This is a genomic window from Chryseobacterium sp. C-71 (genome assembly GCF_020911865.1).
Classification (GTDB): Bacteria; Bacteroidota; Bacteroidia; order Flavobacteriales; family Weeksellaceae; genus Chryseobacterium.
Map to the genome: position 1 here is coordinate 2,849,622 of NZ_CP087131.1, position 19,921 is coordinate 2,869,542.

Here is a 19,921-nt window from a genome sequence, read left to right on the forward strand (position 1 = left end):
TTGAAAACAGTCAATAAAATTTCATTCAACGATATAGAAAGCATTCCTCAGCTGATAAAAGATTTTTTGAATCATCAGATTGAGGGCTTTGAAAACGCAACTTTTTCAATTGAAAATTTTGCGCAGCAGATTCATTTAAAACAAAACTCTTTCGAACAAGCTCAAAGAGAAATTATTTCAAAAGCGTTCACAGATCAGCTTTCAAATCTTCAGCTTTCCGCAAAACAGAAAGAAAATGTTGAAAGTTTAAAATCAATCAATACGTTTACAATTACAACAGGACATCAGCTGAATCTTTTCTCAGGTCCCGCATTTTTTGTTTATAAAATTTTTCAGACGATCAAAACGTGTACAAATCTTAAGGAAAAGTTTCCAGATAATAATTTTGTTCCAGTGTATTGGATGGCTTCTGAAGATCATGATTTTGCCGAAATCAATCATTTTAAAACGGAAAATAATTATTACGAAATCAATGAGAAATCCGGCGGTGCTGTTGGAAGAATCAAGATAAACGATACATTTTTTATTTCTGAATTTGAGAAAGAATTTAAAGATTCTATTTTCGGAACCGAATTGATTTTAATGCTGAAAGAAGCTTATAAAGTCGGAAATACCTTGACGGAAGCAATTAGAACTTTAGTCAACAGATTATTTTCAGATTTCGGGCTATTGATTCTTGACGGAGATTCTAAAGAACTGAAAAATCAGGTGAAAGATATTTTTAAAGACGAATTAATTAATTTCAGTTTAAATAAATCTTCAAAAGAAAAAGTAGATTTCCTAACCGATAAATACGGAAAAGTTCAGGTCAATCCGAGAGAGATTAATTTATTTTATCTTTCTGACACGAGGGACAGAATAGATTTTGACGGTGAAAATTATTTTATTGTTGATACTGATAGAAAATTTACGAAGGAAGAAATCTTAGATGAACTAGAAAACTTTCCTGAAAAATTTAGCCCGAATGCTTTGATGCGTCCGGTGTATCAAGAGAAGGTATTGCCTAATTTGGCATACATTGGTGGTAATGCCGAAATCATGTATTGGCTGGAGCTGAAAGATTATTTTAGCAAGATTAATATTCCTTTTCCGATTTTGATTCCGAGGAATTCTATGTTGTTTATCAAAGAGAAAACTTTAGGTAAAATCGAAAAGCTGGATTTGAAAATTGAAGATTTTTTCCAGAATTTTACCAAAATTACCAATTCCAAAATTTTAGATAATAATTCTGTTTTGGAATCTTTAGAATCGCAGGAAAATTTAATTATAAACAATTTTGCTGAACTAAAATCGTTAGCAGAAACAACCGAAAAATCTTTTGGAAATATGGTGAAAGCCGAAGAAGTACGTCAGTTAAAGTCTTTTGAAAGATTGAAAAAACGATTGCTTCACGCCGAAAAAATAAAACAAAATGAGCTGTTAGAACGTTTAGAAACTTTATTTTTAGATGTTCATCCGGCAAAAACCTGGCAGGAGAGAATCTTTAATTTCTCTGTGTTTTTCGCCGATTATGGCTACGAATGGTTAGAAACGATTGTTGAAGAAATGGAAGTGGAACAATCAAAACTAATAATTGTTGCCATTTAATTTTAAAGAAGTATTTTTGTACATTATAATATTGAAAATGATTAAGAGGTTTTTTTTACTATCTGGTTTATGTATGTTTCTGAGCTTATCTGCACAGAAAACACACACGGTTATAAAAGGTGATAATCCTTATAATGTTTCAAAAAAATATGGCATTACCATTGCTGAATTAGAGAAACTGAATCCAAAAATTAAAGACGGAAAGTTTTCAATTGGTGATGTTCTTAATGTAAAGGCTGGAAATGCTACAGTTGTAAAAAACACAACGGCGTCTAGTTCTGCAAAAACCGGAAGAATTATTCTTCAGCCAAAACAGACGATTTACGGTATTACAAAACAGTACAGAATTTCTGAGACAGATTTACGAAAATTAAATCCTGACTTAGATTCGCACACGAAAATTGGGGATGAGATTACTCTGCCTCTTGAAAGCATCAAGAAGTATGGTGGAAGTGAAGCCGTAGTGGCAACAGCGAAACCTGTCGTTGCACCAGCAGAAACGGTGTCGCCAGGCAATAGCAAAACCAAAATAGATTCAGGAAACGAGAGATCTTCTTCTATACAGTCTTCTTCTAATCAGGACGAGTATGCGACGTATACCGTTGAGCAGGGAGATACAGTTTTCTCTATCGTCAATAAATTCGGAGTGACGATTGACGAGTTGGTTGCCTTAAATCCAGATTTGTCAAAAGGTTTAAAAGCCGGCATGATTCTTAAAATAAAGAAACTTGACGCAGCGTACATTAAGAAAAACGGTGATGCGTTGAGCGTGGTTTTGATGTTGCCATTTGGGTACAGTACCAACGAAACACAGTACCGCGCAATGGCCTTAGACTTCCTTACCGGAGCAAAATTGGCGATTGAGAGAAACGCAGCGAACGGTCAGAAACTGGATATCAAAATTGTGGATTCTGGAAACGAAGCTTCATTTAAAAGTTCTCTTACACAGATTAATCCAAATAATACAGATTTAATTATCGGTCCATTCTTCAAATCGAATGTAATTGATCTTTTAGATTTTACAAAAACTCAGAAAATACCTGTGGTTGCGCCATTTGCCAACTCTCCGGAATTATATAACTACAGCAATTTAATTATTGTAGAGACCAACGATCAGGCATACGCTGATAAGATCGTTGAGGAAGTGAAAACGGTATACTCAGATCAGAAAATATATGTAGTGGCAGATGCTAAGAAAGATAATGCCAATTACATCAAAGCAAATCTTGAGAAAGTATTAAAAAATGCAAATGTTACTCTAGTGAATTCTGCATCAGAAATTCAGTTAGATCAAAACATGATGACGGGTCAATCTGCACCGGTGATTGCAATTTTGGCAAGTGATAATGATACAGTGGGTGAAGCTTTCTCCAGCCGAATGATTGCTCTTTCTAAAGAAGTTCAGGGCATGAAAGCGTTCAGTTTATATTCTGTTCCAAGCTTTGAGAAAAAGGTTGATGAATTGAGCCAGGCGAGTTTAGTTTACTTAATGGATAGAAAAATAAATGCAGAAGGCAGTTTTGAAAAAGAAATATTAGCGGCTTATAAAGCTAAATATTGCAAAACTCCTGGTAAATATGCAGTGATTGGTTTTGATGTCGTCAATGATATGTTGGCAAGAGAGAACAAAAAAGGTGAGATTTTCAAGCAGATGAATAAAGTTCAGACGCAACTTGCAACAAAGTTTGAATTTGTAAAGTCTAAAGCCAACGGTGCTTACGTCAATACCGGGTTCCGTGTTATAACACTTACACCTTAAGAGTCAAAAAAAATCTACTTTTAAAAGTATATATTTGTATTAAATTTTTTAAATCAATAAATGAAAGCACTTGTATTTCCTGGGCAGGGTTCACAGTTTGTAGGGATGGGAAAAGAGTTATACGATTCCCGTAAAGACATTAAAGACCTAATGGAATCTGCTAATGAAATTTTAGGATTCGACATCTTATCCATTATGTTTGGTGGAGCAGATGAGGATCTGAAAAAAACGGAGGTTACCCAACCTTCAATCTTTATTCATTCGGTTGCTGCGTTAAAAGCAGTAAACGGTCTTGGAGCCGAAATGGTTGCAGGACACTCTTTAGGAGAATTTTCAGCATTGGTTGCGAACGGAGTTTTATCTTTCGATGACGGTTTGAAACTGGTTTCTGAAAGAGCAAAAGCGATGCAGGCAGCTTGTGATGTTAATCCAAGTTCTATGGCAGCGATTCTAGGCTTAGATGATGCTAAAGTGGAAGAAATATGCGCAAGTATAGATGGGATTGTAGTTCCCGCAAATTATAATTGTCCCGGACAATTGGTAATTTCTGGAGAAACAGTTGCAGTAGAAGAAGCTTGCGCTAAATTAAAAGAAGCAGGAGCAAAAAGAGCGTTATTGTTGCCGGTAAACGGAGCTTTCCATTCACCATTGATGCAACCTGCACAAGAGAGATTGGCAGCGGCAATTGAAAACACCAAATTCAGAAAAGCTACAATTCCGGTTTATCAGAATATTACCACGACTGCCGTGACAGATCCTGATCAGATTAAAGCAAATCTTATTGCTCAGTTAACAGGTCCTGTAAAATGGACGCAGTCTGTACAAAATATGATCAAAGATGGTGCTACCAATTTTATTGAAGTAGGACCTGGAAAGACTTTACAAGGATTAATTAAAAAAATTGACAGCGAAGTTACATCGGCTTCCGCAATTTAATTTAAATAAAAAATGGGCGAGATTTATTCACCGGGAAAGCTGATGCTGACTTCAGAATATTTCGCTGTAGACGGAGCTCTTGTCTTAGCGGTACCCACCAAGCTAGGACAAGAGTTTTTTTTTGAAGAAAAGCAAGACGGAAAATATCTTATTTTCTGGGAAGCCTATCATCAAAACAAATTATGGTTAAAAGCGGTCATCGATTATAAAAATTGGCAGATTCTTGAGACCAATATTACTTCAAGCGCAGAGTTTATTCTTAAAACTCTCAAAAACGTTCAGAGTCTTTCTGAAATTAAATTAAAAAGCACAGATTCATATTATTTAAAAACTAACCTTCAGTTTCCGGCCGATTATGGTTTAGGAAGCAGTTCTACCTTAATGAACAATCTTGCAGAATGGTCTGAGATTGATCCTTTTCATCTTAATTCTATAAGTTTAGGTGGAAGCGGATATGATATTGCGGTAGCAAAAGCGAAGTCTGCAGTATTGTATCAAAACAAACCTCAAATACATTTTGAAAAGGTAGATTTTAATCCGAAATTTAAGAATGAGCTGATTTTCATTCACTTAAATCAAAAGCAGGATAGTCGGGAAGGAATTAATCTTTATAAGTCTAAAATAAAGTCTCAAAATTTAGTCGATGAATTTTCTAATCTCACAAGAAATATTTTATTGTGTGATGAATTAGATAATTTTTCTGACTTAATGGTGTTGCATGAACAGCGTATTTCTGATTTTATTGAAATACCGACAGTTAAATCAATTTTTTTTGCAGATTGTGTAAAATTTGTCAAAAGTTTAGGCGCTTGGGGCGGTGATTTTGTGATGAGCGCAAAATTTGAGGGCTATGAAGACTATTTTTGGGGAAAAGGTTTTACTACTGTTTTTGAATGGGATGATTTAATAGTTTGATAATGAGCTAATTAAAAGGTTTGTTTTTTATTTGCCATTTTCGCTTATATGTTTATATTTATCGAAGTTTAACAATTCGTTAATATGAATTGTTAAACGAACAAAAAGCAAAAAGAAAATATAAGTAAAATGAAAAACGCTAAAATCATCCAGGATTTACAAAAATTAGGGATTAAAGGAGAGTATGAATTAACTTATAATCCTTCGTACGAAGAGTTATATCAAGCGGAAATGGCGCCTGAAAATCAGGGGTTTGAAAAAGCTGAGCTTACAGAATCTGGTGCGGTATCTGTACAGACAGGGATTTTCACTGGCCGCTCGCCGAAGGATAGATACATTGTTCAGGACGACGTTACGAAAGATACTATTTTCTGGGACGGTAAAGTAAACCTTCCTACAACGCCCGAAATTTTCGAATCTTGTAAAGATTTAGTTTTAAATCAACTTTCTGGTGCCAAAAAAATCTATGTTGTCGATACATTTTGCGGTACTAATGAAGATACAAGACTAAAAGTAAGATTTATCGTTGAAGTTGCTTGGCAGGCGCATTTCGTTACAAATATGTTCATCCGTCCATCTCATTACGATTTAGAAAACTATGGAGAACCGGATTTCACTGTAATTAATGGTTCAAAAACTACCAACCCAAATTGGGAAGAGCAGGAATTGAATTCTGAAAACTTTGTAATGTTCAATCTTACTGAAAAACTTCAGATTATCGGAGGAACTTGGTATGGTGGAGAAATGAAAAAAGGAATGTTTGCGATGATGAATTATTACCTTCCATTGAAAGGTATGGCATCGATGCACTGTTCTGCTAACGTTGGTGAAGAAGGAGATGTAGCGTTATTCTTCGGGCTTTCGGGAACAGGAAAAACGACTTTGTCTGCAGATCCTAAAAGATATTTAATTGGTGACGACGAGCACGGTTGGGATAACAACGGAGTTTTCAACTATGAAGGCGGTTGTTATGCTAAAGTGATTGATTTGTCAGCAGAAAAAGAACCTGATATTTTCAGAGCGATTAAAAGAGATGCGCTTTTAGAAAATGTAGTGGTTAATGACGGAATCGCTGACTACAAAGACGGTTCAATCACAGAAAATACGAGAGTTTCTTATCCTATTTATCATATTAATAAAATTGTTTTACCTTCAAAAGCAGGTCATGCAAGTAAGATTGTTTATCTTTCTGCAGATGCGTTTGGAGTTTTGCCTCCGGTTTCTATTTTAGATGAAAATCAGGCTCAATATCATTTCCTTTGTGGTTATACTTCAAAATTAGCCGGAACTGAAAGAGGAATTACAGAACCTGAACCATCTTTCTCTCCTGCATTTGGTGAAGCATTCTTAACATTGCATCCAACGATGTATTCTAAAACATTGATTGGTAAAATGAAAGAGCACGGTGCAAAAGCTTATTTAGTGAACACAGGTTGGAACGGTACAGGAAAAAGAATCTCTTTAAAAGATACAAGAGCAATCATTGATGCTATCATCGACGGCTCAATCGAAAATGCTGAGAAAACTACAATTCCAGTGATGAATTTAGAAATTCCAACTTCATTACCAAATGTTTCTGAAGGAATTTTAGATCCGAGAGATACATATAATGACGTTGCAGAATGGGAAGAAAAAGCAAAAGATCTTGCTGCAAAATATATTAAGAACTTCGATCAGTACTGCGGTAATGATGAAGCCAAGAAGCTGATTGCCTCTGGTCCTCAATTGCAGGAACAGACCATTTAGAAATAGTGAAGAGCCTCATTGATTGATGAGGCTTTTTTATTAGTTTAAATTCTAAAATTCAATCATTCCAGCCGTAGCTCTGCCAACTCTTATGTTCGCTTGAATAAACTTCTCGTACAAAAAATCCTCTTTTGTATTCAATTTCAAAATTGTTTGAATCTCTGTTTTTACTATATTGTATACCAAATGTTGTATTTAATGAATTTGGATAAATGTTTTTACTATTCTCTAATTTATTAATAATTTGTTCTGATCGTAATCTTTGAGTTTTATCTACAATATAAGTTGAAAACAACTGCATAAATAAAAAAACGGGCAATAGTAAAAATATTTTTGTTGATCTTAGTTTGAATGTTTTTTTCTTATATCTAATAAAATTGATAATGAAAAGTAATAAGGAAACTAATAATATTATTCCGAAAGGAATTAATAAAAAGAACATTTGAAAAGCGACAAAGTAATCTATGAATGGTGTAATAATTCCGAGAATAATTACTGAAATCCAAATAAATTTAATAGGATTTTTCCTCAACATATTCATATTTAATAAATTGAATAGAAAATCTATTTCAAGCTCAATATCGCCAATCGATAGCCCTCCATCCCAAAACCTGACAAAACAGCATCAGTACAAGCTGCAGTCACAGATTTCTGCCTAAATTCTTCTCTTTTGTAAATATTGCTGATGTGCACTTCCACTTTCGGTTTCTGAATATTTTTTAAACAATCCGCAATCGCATAAGAATAATGCGTGAAAGCTCCGGGATTGATAACAACCGCATCAAAATCATCTTCCTGAAATCTGTTAATCAGTTCACCTTCAATGTTCGACTGATAATAATGCAACTCGTGTGAAGTGAACTCAGACTTTAATTTTTCTAAATAATCTTCCATGGAAATGTTTCCATAGATTTCAGGTTCTCTTGTGCCTAAAAGATTCAGATTCGGGCCGTTGATAATTAAAACTTTCATAAGATAAATTTAAAAACTTTTTTCAATAAGTTTATTATTTTGTGATAAAATCCAATTTAGCCATTTGAATTATTTTTAATGATTTTTATCATATTTAAGAATTTGATAATTTTTATAACTTCCTATTTTAGTGTTTTTTAAGAATTTTTTAAGTTAATTTTCATTAAATAATAATCTGAAATCACAAAGTCTACTTGTTTTGTAGACTAATTGTTTTTAGATTTACATTCATATTTCGATTGGCTTATAAAGAAAGACGGAGGGAACTGACCCTGTGAAATCTTAACAACCTGCTCTTTGCAAGGTGTTACATTCAGCCTTTAAAGGAAAAATAAGCAATTGGTTAATCGTATTTATCGATGCCCTTTGCTGTCTTTTCTGTAAAGGGTTATTTTTTAATAATAGATAAATGAAATGGATTATGATTAACAAAAATTTAATTAATTCTAAAATTTGGATTCCTCCTGTGGCTGTGTTTTTCTTAGGAATAATCAATGTAAACGGGCAGGAAACAAAAAAAGATACACTTCGCGAACAGGAAATAGATGAAGTCGTAGTAGTCGCTTACGGAAAAGCGAAAAAAACAAGTTACACAGGTTCTGTATCTACAATTTCAAGTGAAAAAATAAATAACAGACCGGTAACGAATATTACCAAAGCTTTGGAAGGTCAGGTTCCGGGGCTTCAGTCGGTAAGTTCTTCGGGACAGCCTGGTGCTACGGCCTCTATACGTATTCGTGGAATTGGTTCGGTGAGTGCTTCCAGCAATCCTTTGTTTGTGGTTGACGGAATTCCTTTTGACGGAAACATTAATTCGATAAGTCCGAATGATATTGAATCCATAAGTGTTTTGAAAGATGCTACAGCAAGTTCATTATACGGATCTAGAGCAGCTAACGGAGTGATTATTGTCACAACAAAATCCGGTAAAAAAGGTGAGGCAAAGATCAACTTTAATATCAGTCAGGGATTTTCTAGCAGAGCGGTTAAAGATTATGAGCAGGTGAATACTGATCAGTATTTTCAGCTTTATTGGGAAGCTTTGAGAAATGGGTACAAATCGAGTCAGGTTTCTTCACAGCAGGCGGCGCAGATGGCAAGTGATAATCTGGTGTCTTCGTTAGGAATCAATCCTTACGGTTCCAGTTTTGCAAAACCAGTCGGAACTGACGGGAAGCTTTTGTCAGGAGCCAGTGCTTTATGGAACGATGACTGGAGAGATATTCTTCAAAGAGTGGCTGCAAGAAGTCAGGTTGATCTGGATTTCAGCGGGGGCAGCGAAAAAAGCAATTATTATTTCTCTTTAGGTTATCTTGACGATAAAGGAATTGCCATTGGGTCAGGGTTTACAAAATACAGCACAAGACTGAAAATCAATTCTGAAGTCAAAAAATGGTTGAATGTCGGAGCTAATTTAAGTTATACCAACAGTCTTCAGGAAGCGCCGCCTTCGTCAGATTCCAGAACGGATAATATCATTAATGCGGCAAGAGTCATTCCTTCGTTTTATCCTTATTACGAAAGAAATGCAGATGGAAGCCACAGATTAGATGGCAATGGAAATTACATTTACGACTTTGGAAAATACCGTCCGACGAGTGCTTTGCAGAACCAGAATGCGGCAGCCACTTTGCCTTTAGATAAAAATGAAAACAGAGAAGATAACTTTTCAGGAAAAGGATTTCTTGACTTTACTTTCTTACCAGAATTGAAATTTAAATCCAGCTTTTCTGTTGATTTGGTGAATTACAACGGTCACTTTTATTCAAATCCTTTACTAGGTGAGGGAAGTGAAATCGGGGGTTCTGTGACCAAAACAAACTCCAGAACTTTGTCGTATACGACGAGTAATATTCTGACTTATGATAAAAAACTTAACAAGCATCACTTTAATCTTTTGGCGGGTCAGGAATTTTACCATTATGAATTTCAGACCATCTCCGGAAGCAGAAGCCAGTTTTCACTTCCCTATTATTATGAGCCGGATGCGGCAGCTTTGTTAGGTGGTTTCAGTGGAAACAGTGATAAATTAGGCTTGTTAAGTTTCTTAGGAAAAGCGGAATATGATTTTAAAAATAAATATTTTGTTTCCGGATCGGTAAGAGCAGATGGTTCTTCAAGATTTTCTCCCGAAAACAGATGGGGAACGTTCTGGTCAATCGGTGGATCCTGGAGGGCTTCGAATGAAGATTTCATTAAAGATTTAAATATATTCGATCAGTTGACCCTTCGTGCAAGTTATGGAGGACAGGGAAATGACAAATTGAGCACTTACTATGCGTACCAAAGTTTGTACACATTTTATAACAATTTAGGTGAAGGCGGTACGGTGGCAAGCAGACTTCCGACTCCGGATCTGAAATGGGAAACCAATCTCAATCTGAATGTAGGTTTGGAGTTTGCCATTCTGAAAAACAGAATCAAAGGAAATGTAGAATATTTTCAGCGTCAGAGTCAGGATCTTTTGTTTGATATGCCTTTGGCCCCTTCGGTTGGTTTTAGCGGATATCAGGCAAATATCGGAGAATTGAAAAATGCAGGTTTTGAATTTTCTCTATTGACAACACCCGTTAAAAATGATAATTTCCAGTGGGATGTTGACGTCAATCTGACTACTTTAAATAATAAAATCACCAAGCTTCCGAAAGGCTCCATCGTCAGCGGAACAAAACTTCTGCAGGTTGGAGGTTCTATTTACGATTTCTTTATTCCTGAATGGATGGGAGTTGACCCGAGCAACGGAAACCCACTTTGGAAAACAATTACTACCGATGCCAACGGAAATACAGTAGAAGGAACAACTTCTGAATATGCAAAAGCCACAAAAACTTTGCAGGGTTCTTCTTTGCCGAAAGTAATGGGAGGCCTTACCACGAGCATCAGATATAAAGATTTTGATTTTTCAGGATTGCTGACTTTCAGTTTAGGTGGTAAAATTCTGGATACCGATTATATGATGTTAATGCACAACGGAAGTGCTGCCGGAAGAGCATGGAGCTCTGAAATGTTAAATCGATGGACTCCCGAAAACACCAATACCGACGTTCCGGCATTAAGTACAACGACCAATAACTGGACGTCAGCTTCGTCGAGATTTTTATACTCTGGAACGTATGCAAGAATTAAAAATGTGAGTCTGGGATACACACTTCCGTCAAATTATTTTGAAAGAATTGGATTGAAAAAACTGAGAGTCTACGTGCAGGCAGAAAATCTTTTAACATTCTACAAACATAAAGGAATGGATCCTGAGCAGACCCTAGATGGAACAACCTATTATAGATATCCTGCAATGAGAACGGTAACTTTTGGACTGCAGGCTACGCTTTAATCCTTTTTAAAATTTAAACAATGAAATCGCCATGATTTGGAAACACAAAAACTGATGAAGATGACACGATTCCATAACCTGTCCCGACCATTCGGGATGACCTTTAAAAAACAATAAAATCCTACATATGAAAAAATTAAAATACATATATTTTGCTTTAATTGCCTCAATATCATTGATCAGCTGTGAACAGGATCTTGAAACTGCGCCAACCAATCAGGCAGATGAAGCTGAAATTTTCAAAACTGCAGAAAGTGCAGAAACGGTGATCAACGGAACTTGGGCAAAATTTAATGATGACGGTTCAACCTACGCTAACATCGGATATTCAACCGTTTTAAGAACCAGCGATGCCATGGGAAGTGATGTTGCAGTTTTGACTAACAAATATGGGTTTCCATCTGCTTATGCATTTACTGATTTGGTGAATAATACTGGAGGTAGATCGCTTTATATCTGGACATCTTTATATTCTGTGATCAACAATATGAACAATGTGATTGCCAGAATTGATATTGCAGAAGGAACTCAAGAAAAGAAAAATCAAGTGAAAGGTCAGGCAAAAGCACTACGTGCTTTCTGTTATTTAAATCTTGCCAGCTTTTATCAGTTCAGTTATTTGAAAGACAAAAATGCTCCGACCGCTCCGATTTATACCGAACCGGCAACTACCAATTCTGTCGGGAAGAAAAAAGCAAGCCTTGAAGAAATTTATACTTTAATTAAAAGTGATTTGACGGATGCTGATCAGTTGCTTCAAAATTATTCCAGAAACAATAAAGATAAAATCGACCGTTTTGTAGTCAATGGATTGTTAGCAAGAGTTTATTTAAATACCGGAGAATGGACCAATGCCATCGCTTCTGCAAAAATTGCTAGAACAGGATTTCCTTTAATGAATGCCGAAAAATATAAAGAAGGTTTCAACGATATCACCAATGGAGAATGGATATGGGGACATGCACAAACTCAGGAACAGTCGGGTGAAAGCTACGCCTTCCACTTTTTGGATGTGTCATCTTCAGGAAGTTATTACTACAGTTTTATGGCTGATCCTTATTTTAAAGATTTATTTGATACCAATGATATCCGCTATTCTCTGTTCTCATGGGACGGATTACCAGGAAGAGAAGGACTTTTGAGATATGCTAAATTTAAGTTTAAAGCTAATTTAATTGCTGATATAGTTTTCATGAGAGCAGCTGAAATGTATTTAATTGAAGCTGAAGCTGAAGCCAGAAGCGGAAATGTTGCAAATGCTATTACAGTTTTAAACCAATTAAAAACAGCTAGAAATGCCAATGTTTATATTGGTTCTCTTGCACAAAATGATGTGATAAAAGAAGTTTTAATTGAAAGAAGAAAAGAGCTGTTCGGAGAAGGTTTCTCTCTCTCAGACATCATCAGAACACAGGGCAAAGTAGAAAGAAAAGCTTATGTCAATACAAGCGGACAACCGATTCAGGTGCAGATAACAACTCCTAATGGTACTGTGAAGACCGTTAATGGAAGAGGACATTCTATATTTGCTTTTCCTGATCAGTCGGCTTTTGCACCCAACAGCAGATATTATTTGTTTTCAATTCCGCAAAAGGAAATAGAGAACAACCCAAATTTATAGTTTTGATTTTATATTTTTTTTAAGGACCATTGCGTAATGCAGTGGTTTTTTATTTTGAAATTAAATTGATGATATTCCAAATTTCCTTTACAAAAAATCTCTACCTTTGTCATAATGAACCTATTCAGATTGATTTTAGCAATGTATTTCGTGGTGTTATCCGTAATGCCATGTGAAGACATACATAAACAATCCGGGTCAAATAAAACAGAATTATCGTTCAGTCTCGACGAATCTCATTCTAAAGATAAAGGCGATATCTGTTCACCATTATGTATTTGCAATTGCTGTCAGATTACGGTTACAGCTTTTAAAATGGATGCTTTAGTGAATATTCCTAAGCAGATTCAAACCTATTTTTCCAAGAAAATTCTATTTCAGAAAAACAATTTTGCCTATCAGGTGTACGACCATATCTGGCAACCGCCTAAGATTTAATGTATTGATTTTAAATATTCCATGGGACTTTGCAATATCATTGCAGAGGTATTCATGATATTTTTGCATCTCATTTTTAAATGAAGTGTAAAATATTCTCAATTAAAATTAACAGATTGCCTGTCTTTACATCTTTGCTAAGTAGAACGCCTTTGCGAACTTAAAAACGATTAGTAGTTAAAGAAAAATCTTTGCTCACTTTGCGTTAAAAAATTAAACGGCATTAAAAAACAAAACAGACAATCACAAATTAAATCTCAATTTGTGTTAGATAAAATCATAAAATTTAGCATCAAAAACAAGATCGTTATTGGCATAATGACTTTGCTTTTGATCATTTGGGGAGTTTGGAGTGCTTCCAGATTGCCCATCGATGCGGTTCCTGATATTACCAATAATCAGGTTCAGATTATTACGGTTTGCCCGACTTTGGCGGGGCAGGAAGTAGAACAATTAGTCACTTTTCCAATTGAACAAAGTATTGCTACCGTTCCCGATATAGAAGAAACCCGAAGTATTTCAAGATTCGGATTATCGGTAATCACTGTTGTTTTTAAAGATAAAGTAGATATTTATTTTGCCCGACAATTAATTAATGAAAGATTAAAGCAAGCCGAAGAAAATATCCCCAAAGGAATTGGAACTCCTGAATTAGCGCCTGTCAGTACAGGATTGGGCGAAGTCTACCAATATATTTTACATCCTAAAAAAGGGAGTGAGAAAAAATACAATGCGAAAGATCTCCGCACAATGCAGGATTGGATTGTTTCCCGACAATTATACGGAACAGAAGGAGTTGCTGAGGTCAATAGTTTCGGAGGCGAATTGAAACAATATGAAGTTTCGGTAAATCCTAATCGCCTAAAAGCAATGGGCGTAAGCGTTGCAGATATTTTCACAGCCCTTGAAAAGAACAATCAAAATACAGGCGGAGCGTATATTGACAAAAAACCAAATGCCTATTTCATCCGAGGAATTGGTTTGGCAACTTCTATTAATGATGTTAAAAATATTGCGGTAAAAAATACAGGGAGTATTCCTGTTTTTGTCAAAGATGTCGCAGATGTTCGTTTTGGCCATGCAACCCGTTACGGCGCAATGACATACAATGGGCAAACCGATGCCGTTGGTGGAGTGGTTATGATGTTGAAAGGAGCCAACAGCAACGATGTTGTTAACAGAATTAAAGAAAAAATTCCGACCATTCAAAAATCGTTGCCTGCAGATATTGTAATCGAACCATTTTTAGACAGAACTGATTTGGTAGGTCGAGCCATCAGCACAGTAGAAAAGAATTTAATTGAAGGAGCATTGATCGTAATCTTCGTTTTAGTCTTATTTCTCGGAAATTTTAGGGCAGGATTGATCGTAGCTTCAGCAATTCCTTTATCATTATTATTTGCTTTGGGAATGATGAATGTTTTCGGAGTGAGTGCTAATTTAATGAGCCTCGGTGCGATCGATTTCGGATTGATTGTAGACGGAGCTGTAATTATTGTTGAAGCCACTTTACATCATTTAGGGTTAAAGAAATCCGTCCAAAGATTAACACAAAGCGAAATGGATGAGGAAGTTTTTCTATCCGCTTCAAAAATCCGTGGAAGTGCCGCTTTTGGAGAAATTATCATTCTGATTGTATACATTCCGATTCTTACGTTGGTAGGAATTGAAGGTAAAATGTTCTCACCAATGGCTAAAACAGTTGGTTTTGCAATTTTGGGAGCGTTAATCCTTTCACTGACCTACATTCCGATGATGTGCGCACTTTTCCTTTCGAAGAAAACAACTTACAAAGAAAATTTTTCGGATAAAATGATGAATTGGCTTCAAAAAATGTATCAACGCTTATTACAGAAAGCCATTAAAATTAAATATATAATTGTTGGGCTCACCGTTTTGTTATTTTCAATTTCAGCATTGATTTTTAGCAGAATGGGTGGTGAGTTTATTCCACAGTTACAGGAGGGAGATTTTGCCTTTCATTGTATTTTACCACAGGGAAGTTCATTAAGTCAGAGTATCGAAACTTCAATGCAGGCTTCAAGAGTTATTAAGCAATTTGATGAGGTGAAAATGGTAGTCGGAAAAACAGGTTCAGCCGAAGTCCCTACAGATCCGATGCCGCCGGAAGCCAGCGATTTAATTATTGTGTTGAAACCTCAAAAAGAATGGAAATCCAAAAAGTCATATACGGAATTGGCCGATGAAATCACCGAAAAACTGGAAGTGATTCCCGGAGTTTTCTTTGAAGCAAATCAGCCGATCCAAATGCGTTTTAATGAATTAATGACAGGGATCCGACAAGATGTTGCAGTAAAGATCTTCGGTGAAAATATGGATACACTTTCTATTTATGCTGATAAAGTAAGCAAAGTCATTCAAAATGTTGAGGGAGCAACTTCTCCACAAGTTGAAAGAGTGGGTGGACTCCCACAAATCAACGTTACCTACGACAGAACGAGAATTGCTAATTACGGATTGAATGTAGAAGATGTCAACAATGTTTTAAGTACGGCGTTTGCAGGAAAAACTGCCGGTCAAATCTTTGAAAATGAAAGACGCTTTGATTTGGTGGTGAGATTAGACAGTCTGTATCGGACAGATATTGATGATGTCAGCAATTTAATGGTTCCAACCAATACCGGAACTCAGGTTCCATTATCTCAGGTGGCAAATATTGAATATAAATTGGGACCTGCACAAATTAGCCGTGAAGCAGGTAAACGAAGAATTGTCGTTGGTTTTAATGTAAAAGGAAGAGATGTAGAAAGTGTTGTGAAAGATATTCAGCAAAAATTAGAAAAAGATGTAAAGCTTCCATCAGGATATTATTTTACGTACGGTGGTCAGTTTGAAAATTTAAAAGAAGCCAGTCAAAGATTGATGATTGCCGTTCCGGTGTCGCTTCTCCTGATCTTTATGTTGCTGTATTTCACATTCCATTCATTTAAACAGGCAACTTTAATATTTACAGCGATTCCAATGAGTGCGATCGGAGGTATTTTTGCTCTTTTGTTGAGAGGAATGCCTTTCAGTATCAGCGCCGGAATTGGTTTTATCGCATTATTCGGAGTGGCGGTTCTTAACGGAATTGTTTTGATCGGAACATTCAATCAATTAGAAAAAGAGGGAGTCTCGGATGTGTTTAAAAGGGTAATTGAAGGAACGAAAACCAGATTAAGACCTGTTTTAATGACGGCAACGGTAGCTTCTTTCGGATTTTTACCGATGGCAATAAGCACAAGTGCTGGAGCAGAAGTTCAGAAACCATTAGCCACGGTTGTTATTGGAGGATTACTCTCTGCAACTTTCCTTACTTTATTCGTCTTGCCGATGTTGTATATTATTTTTAATTCTAAAATTAATCTTAAAGATAAATTGCTGAAAAAACCTTTAACAGTAATCATTTTAATAGGAACTTTATTTTTAGGTCAAAATTTGAAAGCCCAAAGTTCAAGAGAAATTTCTTTGAATCAGGCGATAGGATTACTGCATGAAAATAATCCTTCTATCAAAGCAAAAGATCTTAATATTCAGTCTTCCGAAGCCTTAAAACCGACCGCAAAAGAAATTCCAAAACTGGATTTCAGTGCGCAGCTCGGACAATACAACAGTCCGAAATTTGATCAGTCTTTTGCTATCTCACAAACGATTCCGTTTCCAACGTTATTTAAAGCCAGAAAAGAATTGATTCAGGAGGAGATCAAAACCAAAAAAATTGAAAAACAGGCTACCGAAAATGAATTGATAAAACAGGTTAGATCCTATTTTTATCAGATCGAATATTTGCAGTACAATCAAGCAAAATTAAAATATCTCGACAGTTTGTATGGCGATTTCATAAGAATTGCAACGGTGAGATTCAAAGCAGGAGATATTAAAAAGATCGAAATTAATACTGCCGAAACCCAAAAAGGAGAGATCAATCTTTTGTTTCAGCAGAATAAGGTTTATTTAAATAATGCCTATAAAAATTTAAAGGTTTTGTTGAATACGGATGAAGATATTTCCTTTCCTGATTCTCAAAAATATGAACCGTTAAAAGTAGAATATCTTCTAGACAGTGCAACGGTAGAAAATCATCCGTCAATTCAGATTTTTAAACAAAATATGGAAGTGCTTGAAAAGAATAAAAATGTTGAAAAAGCGCAAGGCTTACCAGATTTCAGCATTGGATATACCAATCAGTCGTTGATAGGTTTTCACACCCTAAATGGACAGGAAAAATACTATGGCGCTGAAAATAGATTTAATTCTGTAAGTATTGGAGTGGCTATTCCATTGACTTTCGGGGCTACAAAAGCAAAAATAAAATCGTTGGAATATCAAAAGCAGATGGAGGAAAATAATGCGAAGGTCCAACAGCAGCAATTGGGTGCTCAACTAAAAAATTCGTTAAGCCAGTATCAGCAAGATCTTCAGCAGTATCAGTATTATTTAAATCAAGCGATTCCTAATGCGAAAAGTATTGTAAAAGCAGCTCAGTTAGGTTATAAAACAGGAGAAATCTCTTATGTAGAATATTTGTTTGCTCTTCAAACAGCAACCAATATCGAACTGAAATATTTGCAATCTATTCAGCAGGTGAATCAAACTGTGGTCAACATTAATTCTTTAATCAACAAATAAAATGAAATTAAAATTTAATATCATCATAATCATTCTTCTGTCATTTTTTCTAGCGAGTTGTGGAAAATCTGAAAAAGCGGAAGAACCAAAAGAGCAAACCGAAGAACATTCAGAACATGAAAGTTCGGAATTTGCAGAATTGACTCAAGATCAAATGGATGCAGTCGGCATTACATTAGGACAAATTGAAATGAAAGAGCTCACATCGATCGTTAAAGCCAACGGTGCGTTGAGTGTTCCCAATAACAACAAAGCCAGCGCAACTTCTTTATACGGCGGAGTAATTAAAAAATTAAATGTTCAGGTTGGAGATTATGTGAAAAAAGGTCAGGTGATCGCTACGATTGCCAATCCGGAGTTTATTCAATTGCAGGAAGATTATTTAACAACAGGAAGTAGAATCACTTTTGCAGAACAGGAATATAGAAGACAGAAAGAACTTTTCGATAACGATGCCGGAGCGAAAAAAAATCTACAAAATGCAGATGCCGAATTAAAAACATTAAGAACAAAAAGAGCTTCTTTACAAAGACAGATTCAGATGATGGGAATCAGCCCTGGAAATGTTTCCAATAAAAATTTAAGATCCGGACTTGCTGTTACAGCGCCAATTAGTGGAACAATCAGTAATATTTTATTGCAGATCGGAAGTTATATTGATGTTTCATCGCCTGTTGCTGAAATTGTCGATAATAGCTCTTTACATCTTGATTTACAGGTTTTTGAGAAGGATTTACCATTGATAAAAGTGGGGCAGAAGATTCATTTTACGTTGACCAATAGCCCGGTTGCCGAATATGATGCTGAGGTCTACAGCATCGGAACAGCTTTTGAAAATCAAAGTAAAACCATTCCGATTCATTGTAAAGTAAAAGGAAATAAAAATGGTTTGATTGATGGAATGAATGCCACCGCAGTGGTAAGTTTAGATAACCGATTAATGTCTGCCGTTCCTAACACAGCTATCACAAGCGCTGACGGAAAAGATTATATTTTTCTCGTGAGTGATAAAAAGACAGAAAACCATAAAGATGAAAAATCTCAGGAAAAACACAACGAAAAAACTGTTAACTTTGAGAAAGTAGAAGTGGTAAAAGGGACTTCCGAAATGGGTTATACTGCAATTACACCTGTGAAATCTATTCCTGAAAATGCAAAAATCGCAATAAAAGGAGCGTTTTTCATTAATGCTAAATTGACGAATTCTGGAGAACACGAACATTAATTTTCAAAAAATATGAAAAAAGATATTGAAAATAAATTAATAGATAAAAATACCAAGCCTACAAGCATGAGGATTTTGGTGTATGATTTTTTGAGTTCCCAGGAAGCAGCTTTGTCATTATCAGAAATTGAAAATTATTTTGAAAATGCCGACCGAACCACAATTTACAGAACATTAAAAACCTTCGAAGAAAAAGGAATTGTTCACAGTATTCAGGAAAATACCACGACAAAGTATAAGCTTTGCCACGATGGTTGCGACGAGACAACACATAAAGACTGGCATCTTCATTTTTACTGTAAAATCTGTAAACAGACCACTTGTAAAGAAGATATTTCCTTTCCCGAAAATATGCAGACGAATTTCAGGATTGATGAGATCAGGCTTTTTGCCAAAGGAATTTGTGAAAACTGTTTGGAAAGTTTGCAATAGTATTGCATTGAGTTTAGACCTAAATTTGATTAAAATTATTCAGTTATGGAAGAGTGTTGCAGTACAAAATCAAAAAAAGAACATAATCACAATCATGAAGGTCATGACCACGACCATTCTCATGATACGGGAGATCAATCTACGTTTCAGATGTTTCTTCCTGCGATTATCTCTTTTTCTTTATTATTAATAGGAATAGCTTTAGATTATTATATAAAACCTGACTGGTTTTCGGGCTGGATTCGCTTGGTTTGGTATTTAATTGCTTACGTTCCTGTCGGACTTCCAGTTTTGAAAGAGGCCTACGAAAGCATCACGAAAGGTGATGTG

The 19,921-nt window shown here is 35.6% G+C and carries 12 protein-coding genes and 1 riboswitch; of the genes, 11 read left to right on the plus strand and 1 reads right to left on the minus strand.

Annotated elements, in window-relative coordinates; genetic code table 11:
* From bshC to pckA, 5 genes are all read left to right on the plus strand, one after another.
* On the plus strand, positions 1 to 1,587 hold the full coding sequence (bshC, locus tag LNP04_RS13055) for a bacillithiol biosynthesis cysteine-adding enzyme BshC (protein WP_229983397.1): 1,587 nt from the start codon (positions 1 to 3) through the stop codon (positions 1,585 to 1,587).
* 37 nt (positions 1,588 to 1,624) lie between these two features.
* The gene (locus LNP04_RS13060) at positions 1,625 to 3,346 is read left to right on the plus strand and encodes a LysM peptidoglycan-binding domain-containing protein (protein WP_229983398.1); all 1,722 of its coding nucleotides are present in this window, start codon (positions 1,625 to 1,627) and stop codon (positions 3,344 to 3,346) included.
* Between the two features lie 60 nt (positions 3,347 to 3,406).
* Complete coding sequence (gene fabD / locus LNP04_RS13065; protein ID WP_229983399.1) at positions 3,407 to 4,282, plus strand: ACP S-malonyltransferase; 876 nt, start codon at positions 3,407 to 3,409, stop codon at positions 4,280 to 4,282.
* Positions 4,283 to 4,294: 12 nt separating this feature from the next.
* Complete coding sequence (locus tag LNP04_RS13070; RefSeq protein WP_229983400.1) at positions 4,295 to 5,197, plus strand: GYDIA family GHMP kinase; 903 nt, start codon at positions 4,295 to 4,297, stop codon at positions 5,195 to 5,197.
* 129 nt (positions 5,198 to 5,326) lie between these two features.
* A complete protein-coding gene (gene pckA, locus LNP04_RS13075; protein ID WP_229983401.1) occupies positions 5,327 to 6,943 on the plus strand; it encodes a phosphoenolpyruvate carboxykinase (ATP) in 1,617 nt (538 codons plus the stop codon).
* Positions 6,944 to 7,507: 564 nt separating this feature from the next.
* Here the strand turns inward: pckA and LNP04_RS13080 are convergent.
* Positions 7,508 to 7,915, minus strand: coding sequence for a type II 3-dehydroquinate dehydratase (locus LNP04_RS13080; RefSeq protein ID WP_229983402.1), 408 nt, complete (start codon positions 7,913 to 7,915; stop codon positions 7,508 to 7,510).
* Between the two features lie 241 nt (positions 7,916 to 8,156).
* Positions 8,157 to 8,253, plus strand: a riboswitch (SAM riboswitch).
* A gap of 83 nt (positions 8,254 to 8,336) precedes the next feature.
* On the opposite strand from LNP04_RS13080, the gene LNP04_RS13085 reads away from it, so the two are divergent.
* From LNP04_RS13085 to LNP04_RS13110, 6 genes are all read left to right on the plus strand, one after another.
* The gene (locus LNP04_RS13085; RefSeq protein WP_229983403.1) at positions 8,337 to 11,246 is read left to right on the plus strand and encodes a TonB-dependent receptor; all 2,910 of its coding nucleotides are present in this window, start codon (positions 8,337 to 8,339) and stop codon (positions 11,244 to 11,246) included.
* Positions 11,247 to 11,373: 127 nt separating this feature from the next.
* Entirely contained in the window at positions 11,374 to 12,867 is a 1,494-nt protein-coding gene (locus LNP04_RS13090) for a RagB/SusD family nutrient uptake outer membrane protein (protein ID WP_229983404.1), read from the plus strand.
* A 114-nt stretch (positions 12,868 to 12,981) separates the two neighbouring features.
* Entirely contained in the window at positions 12,982 to 13,305 is a 324-nt protein-coding gene (locus LNP04_RS13095; protein ID WP_229983405.1) for a DUF6660 family protein, read from the plus strand.
* Between the two features lie 264 nt (positions 13,306 to 13,569).
* On the plus strand, positions 13,570 to 17,934 hold the full coding sequence (locus tag LNP04_RS13100; protein ID WP_229983406.1) for a CusA/CzcA family heavy metal efflux RND transporter: 4,365 nt from the start codon (positions 13,570 to 13,572) through the stop codon (positions 17,932 to 17,934).
* Between the two features lies 1 nt (position 17,935).
* Positions 17,936 to 19,159, plus strand: a complete 1,224-nt coding sequence (locus tag LNP04_RS13105) for an efflux RND transporter periplasmic adaptor subunit (protein ID WP_229983407.1) — start codon at positions 17,936 to 17,938, stop codon at positions 19,157 to 19,159.
* Between the two features lie 12 nt (positions 19,160 to 19,171).
* Complete coding sequence (locus tag LNP04_RS13110) at positions 19,172 to 19,591, plus strand: Fur family transcriptional regulator (RefSeq protein WP_229983408.1); 420 nt, start codon at positions 19,172 to 19,174, stop codon at positions 19,589 to 19,591.
* The last annotated feature ends 330 nt before the right edge of the window (positions 19,592 to 19,921 follow it).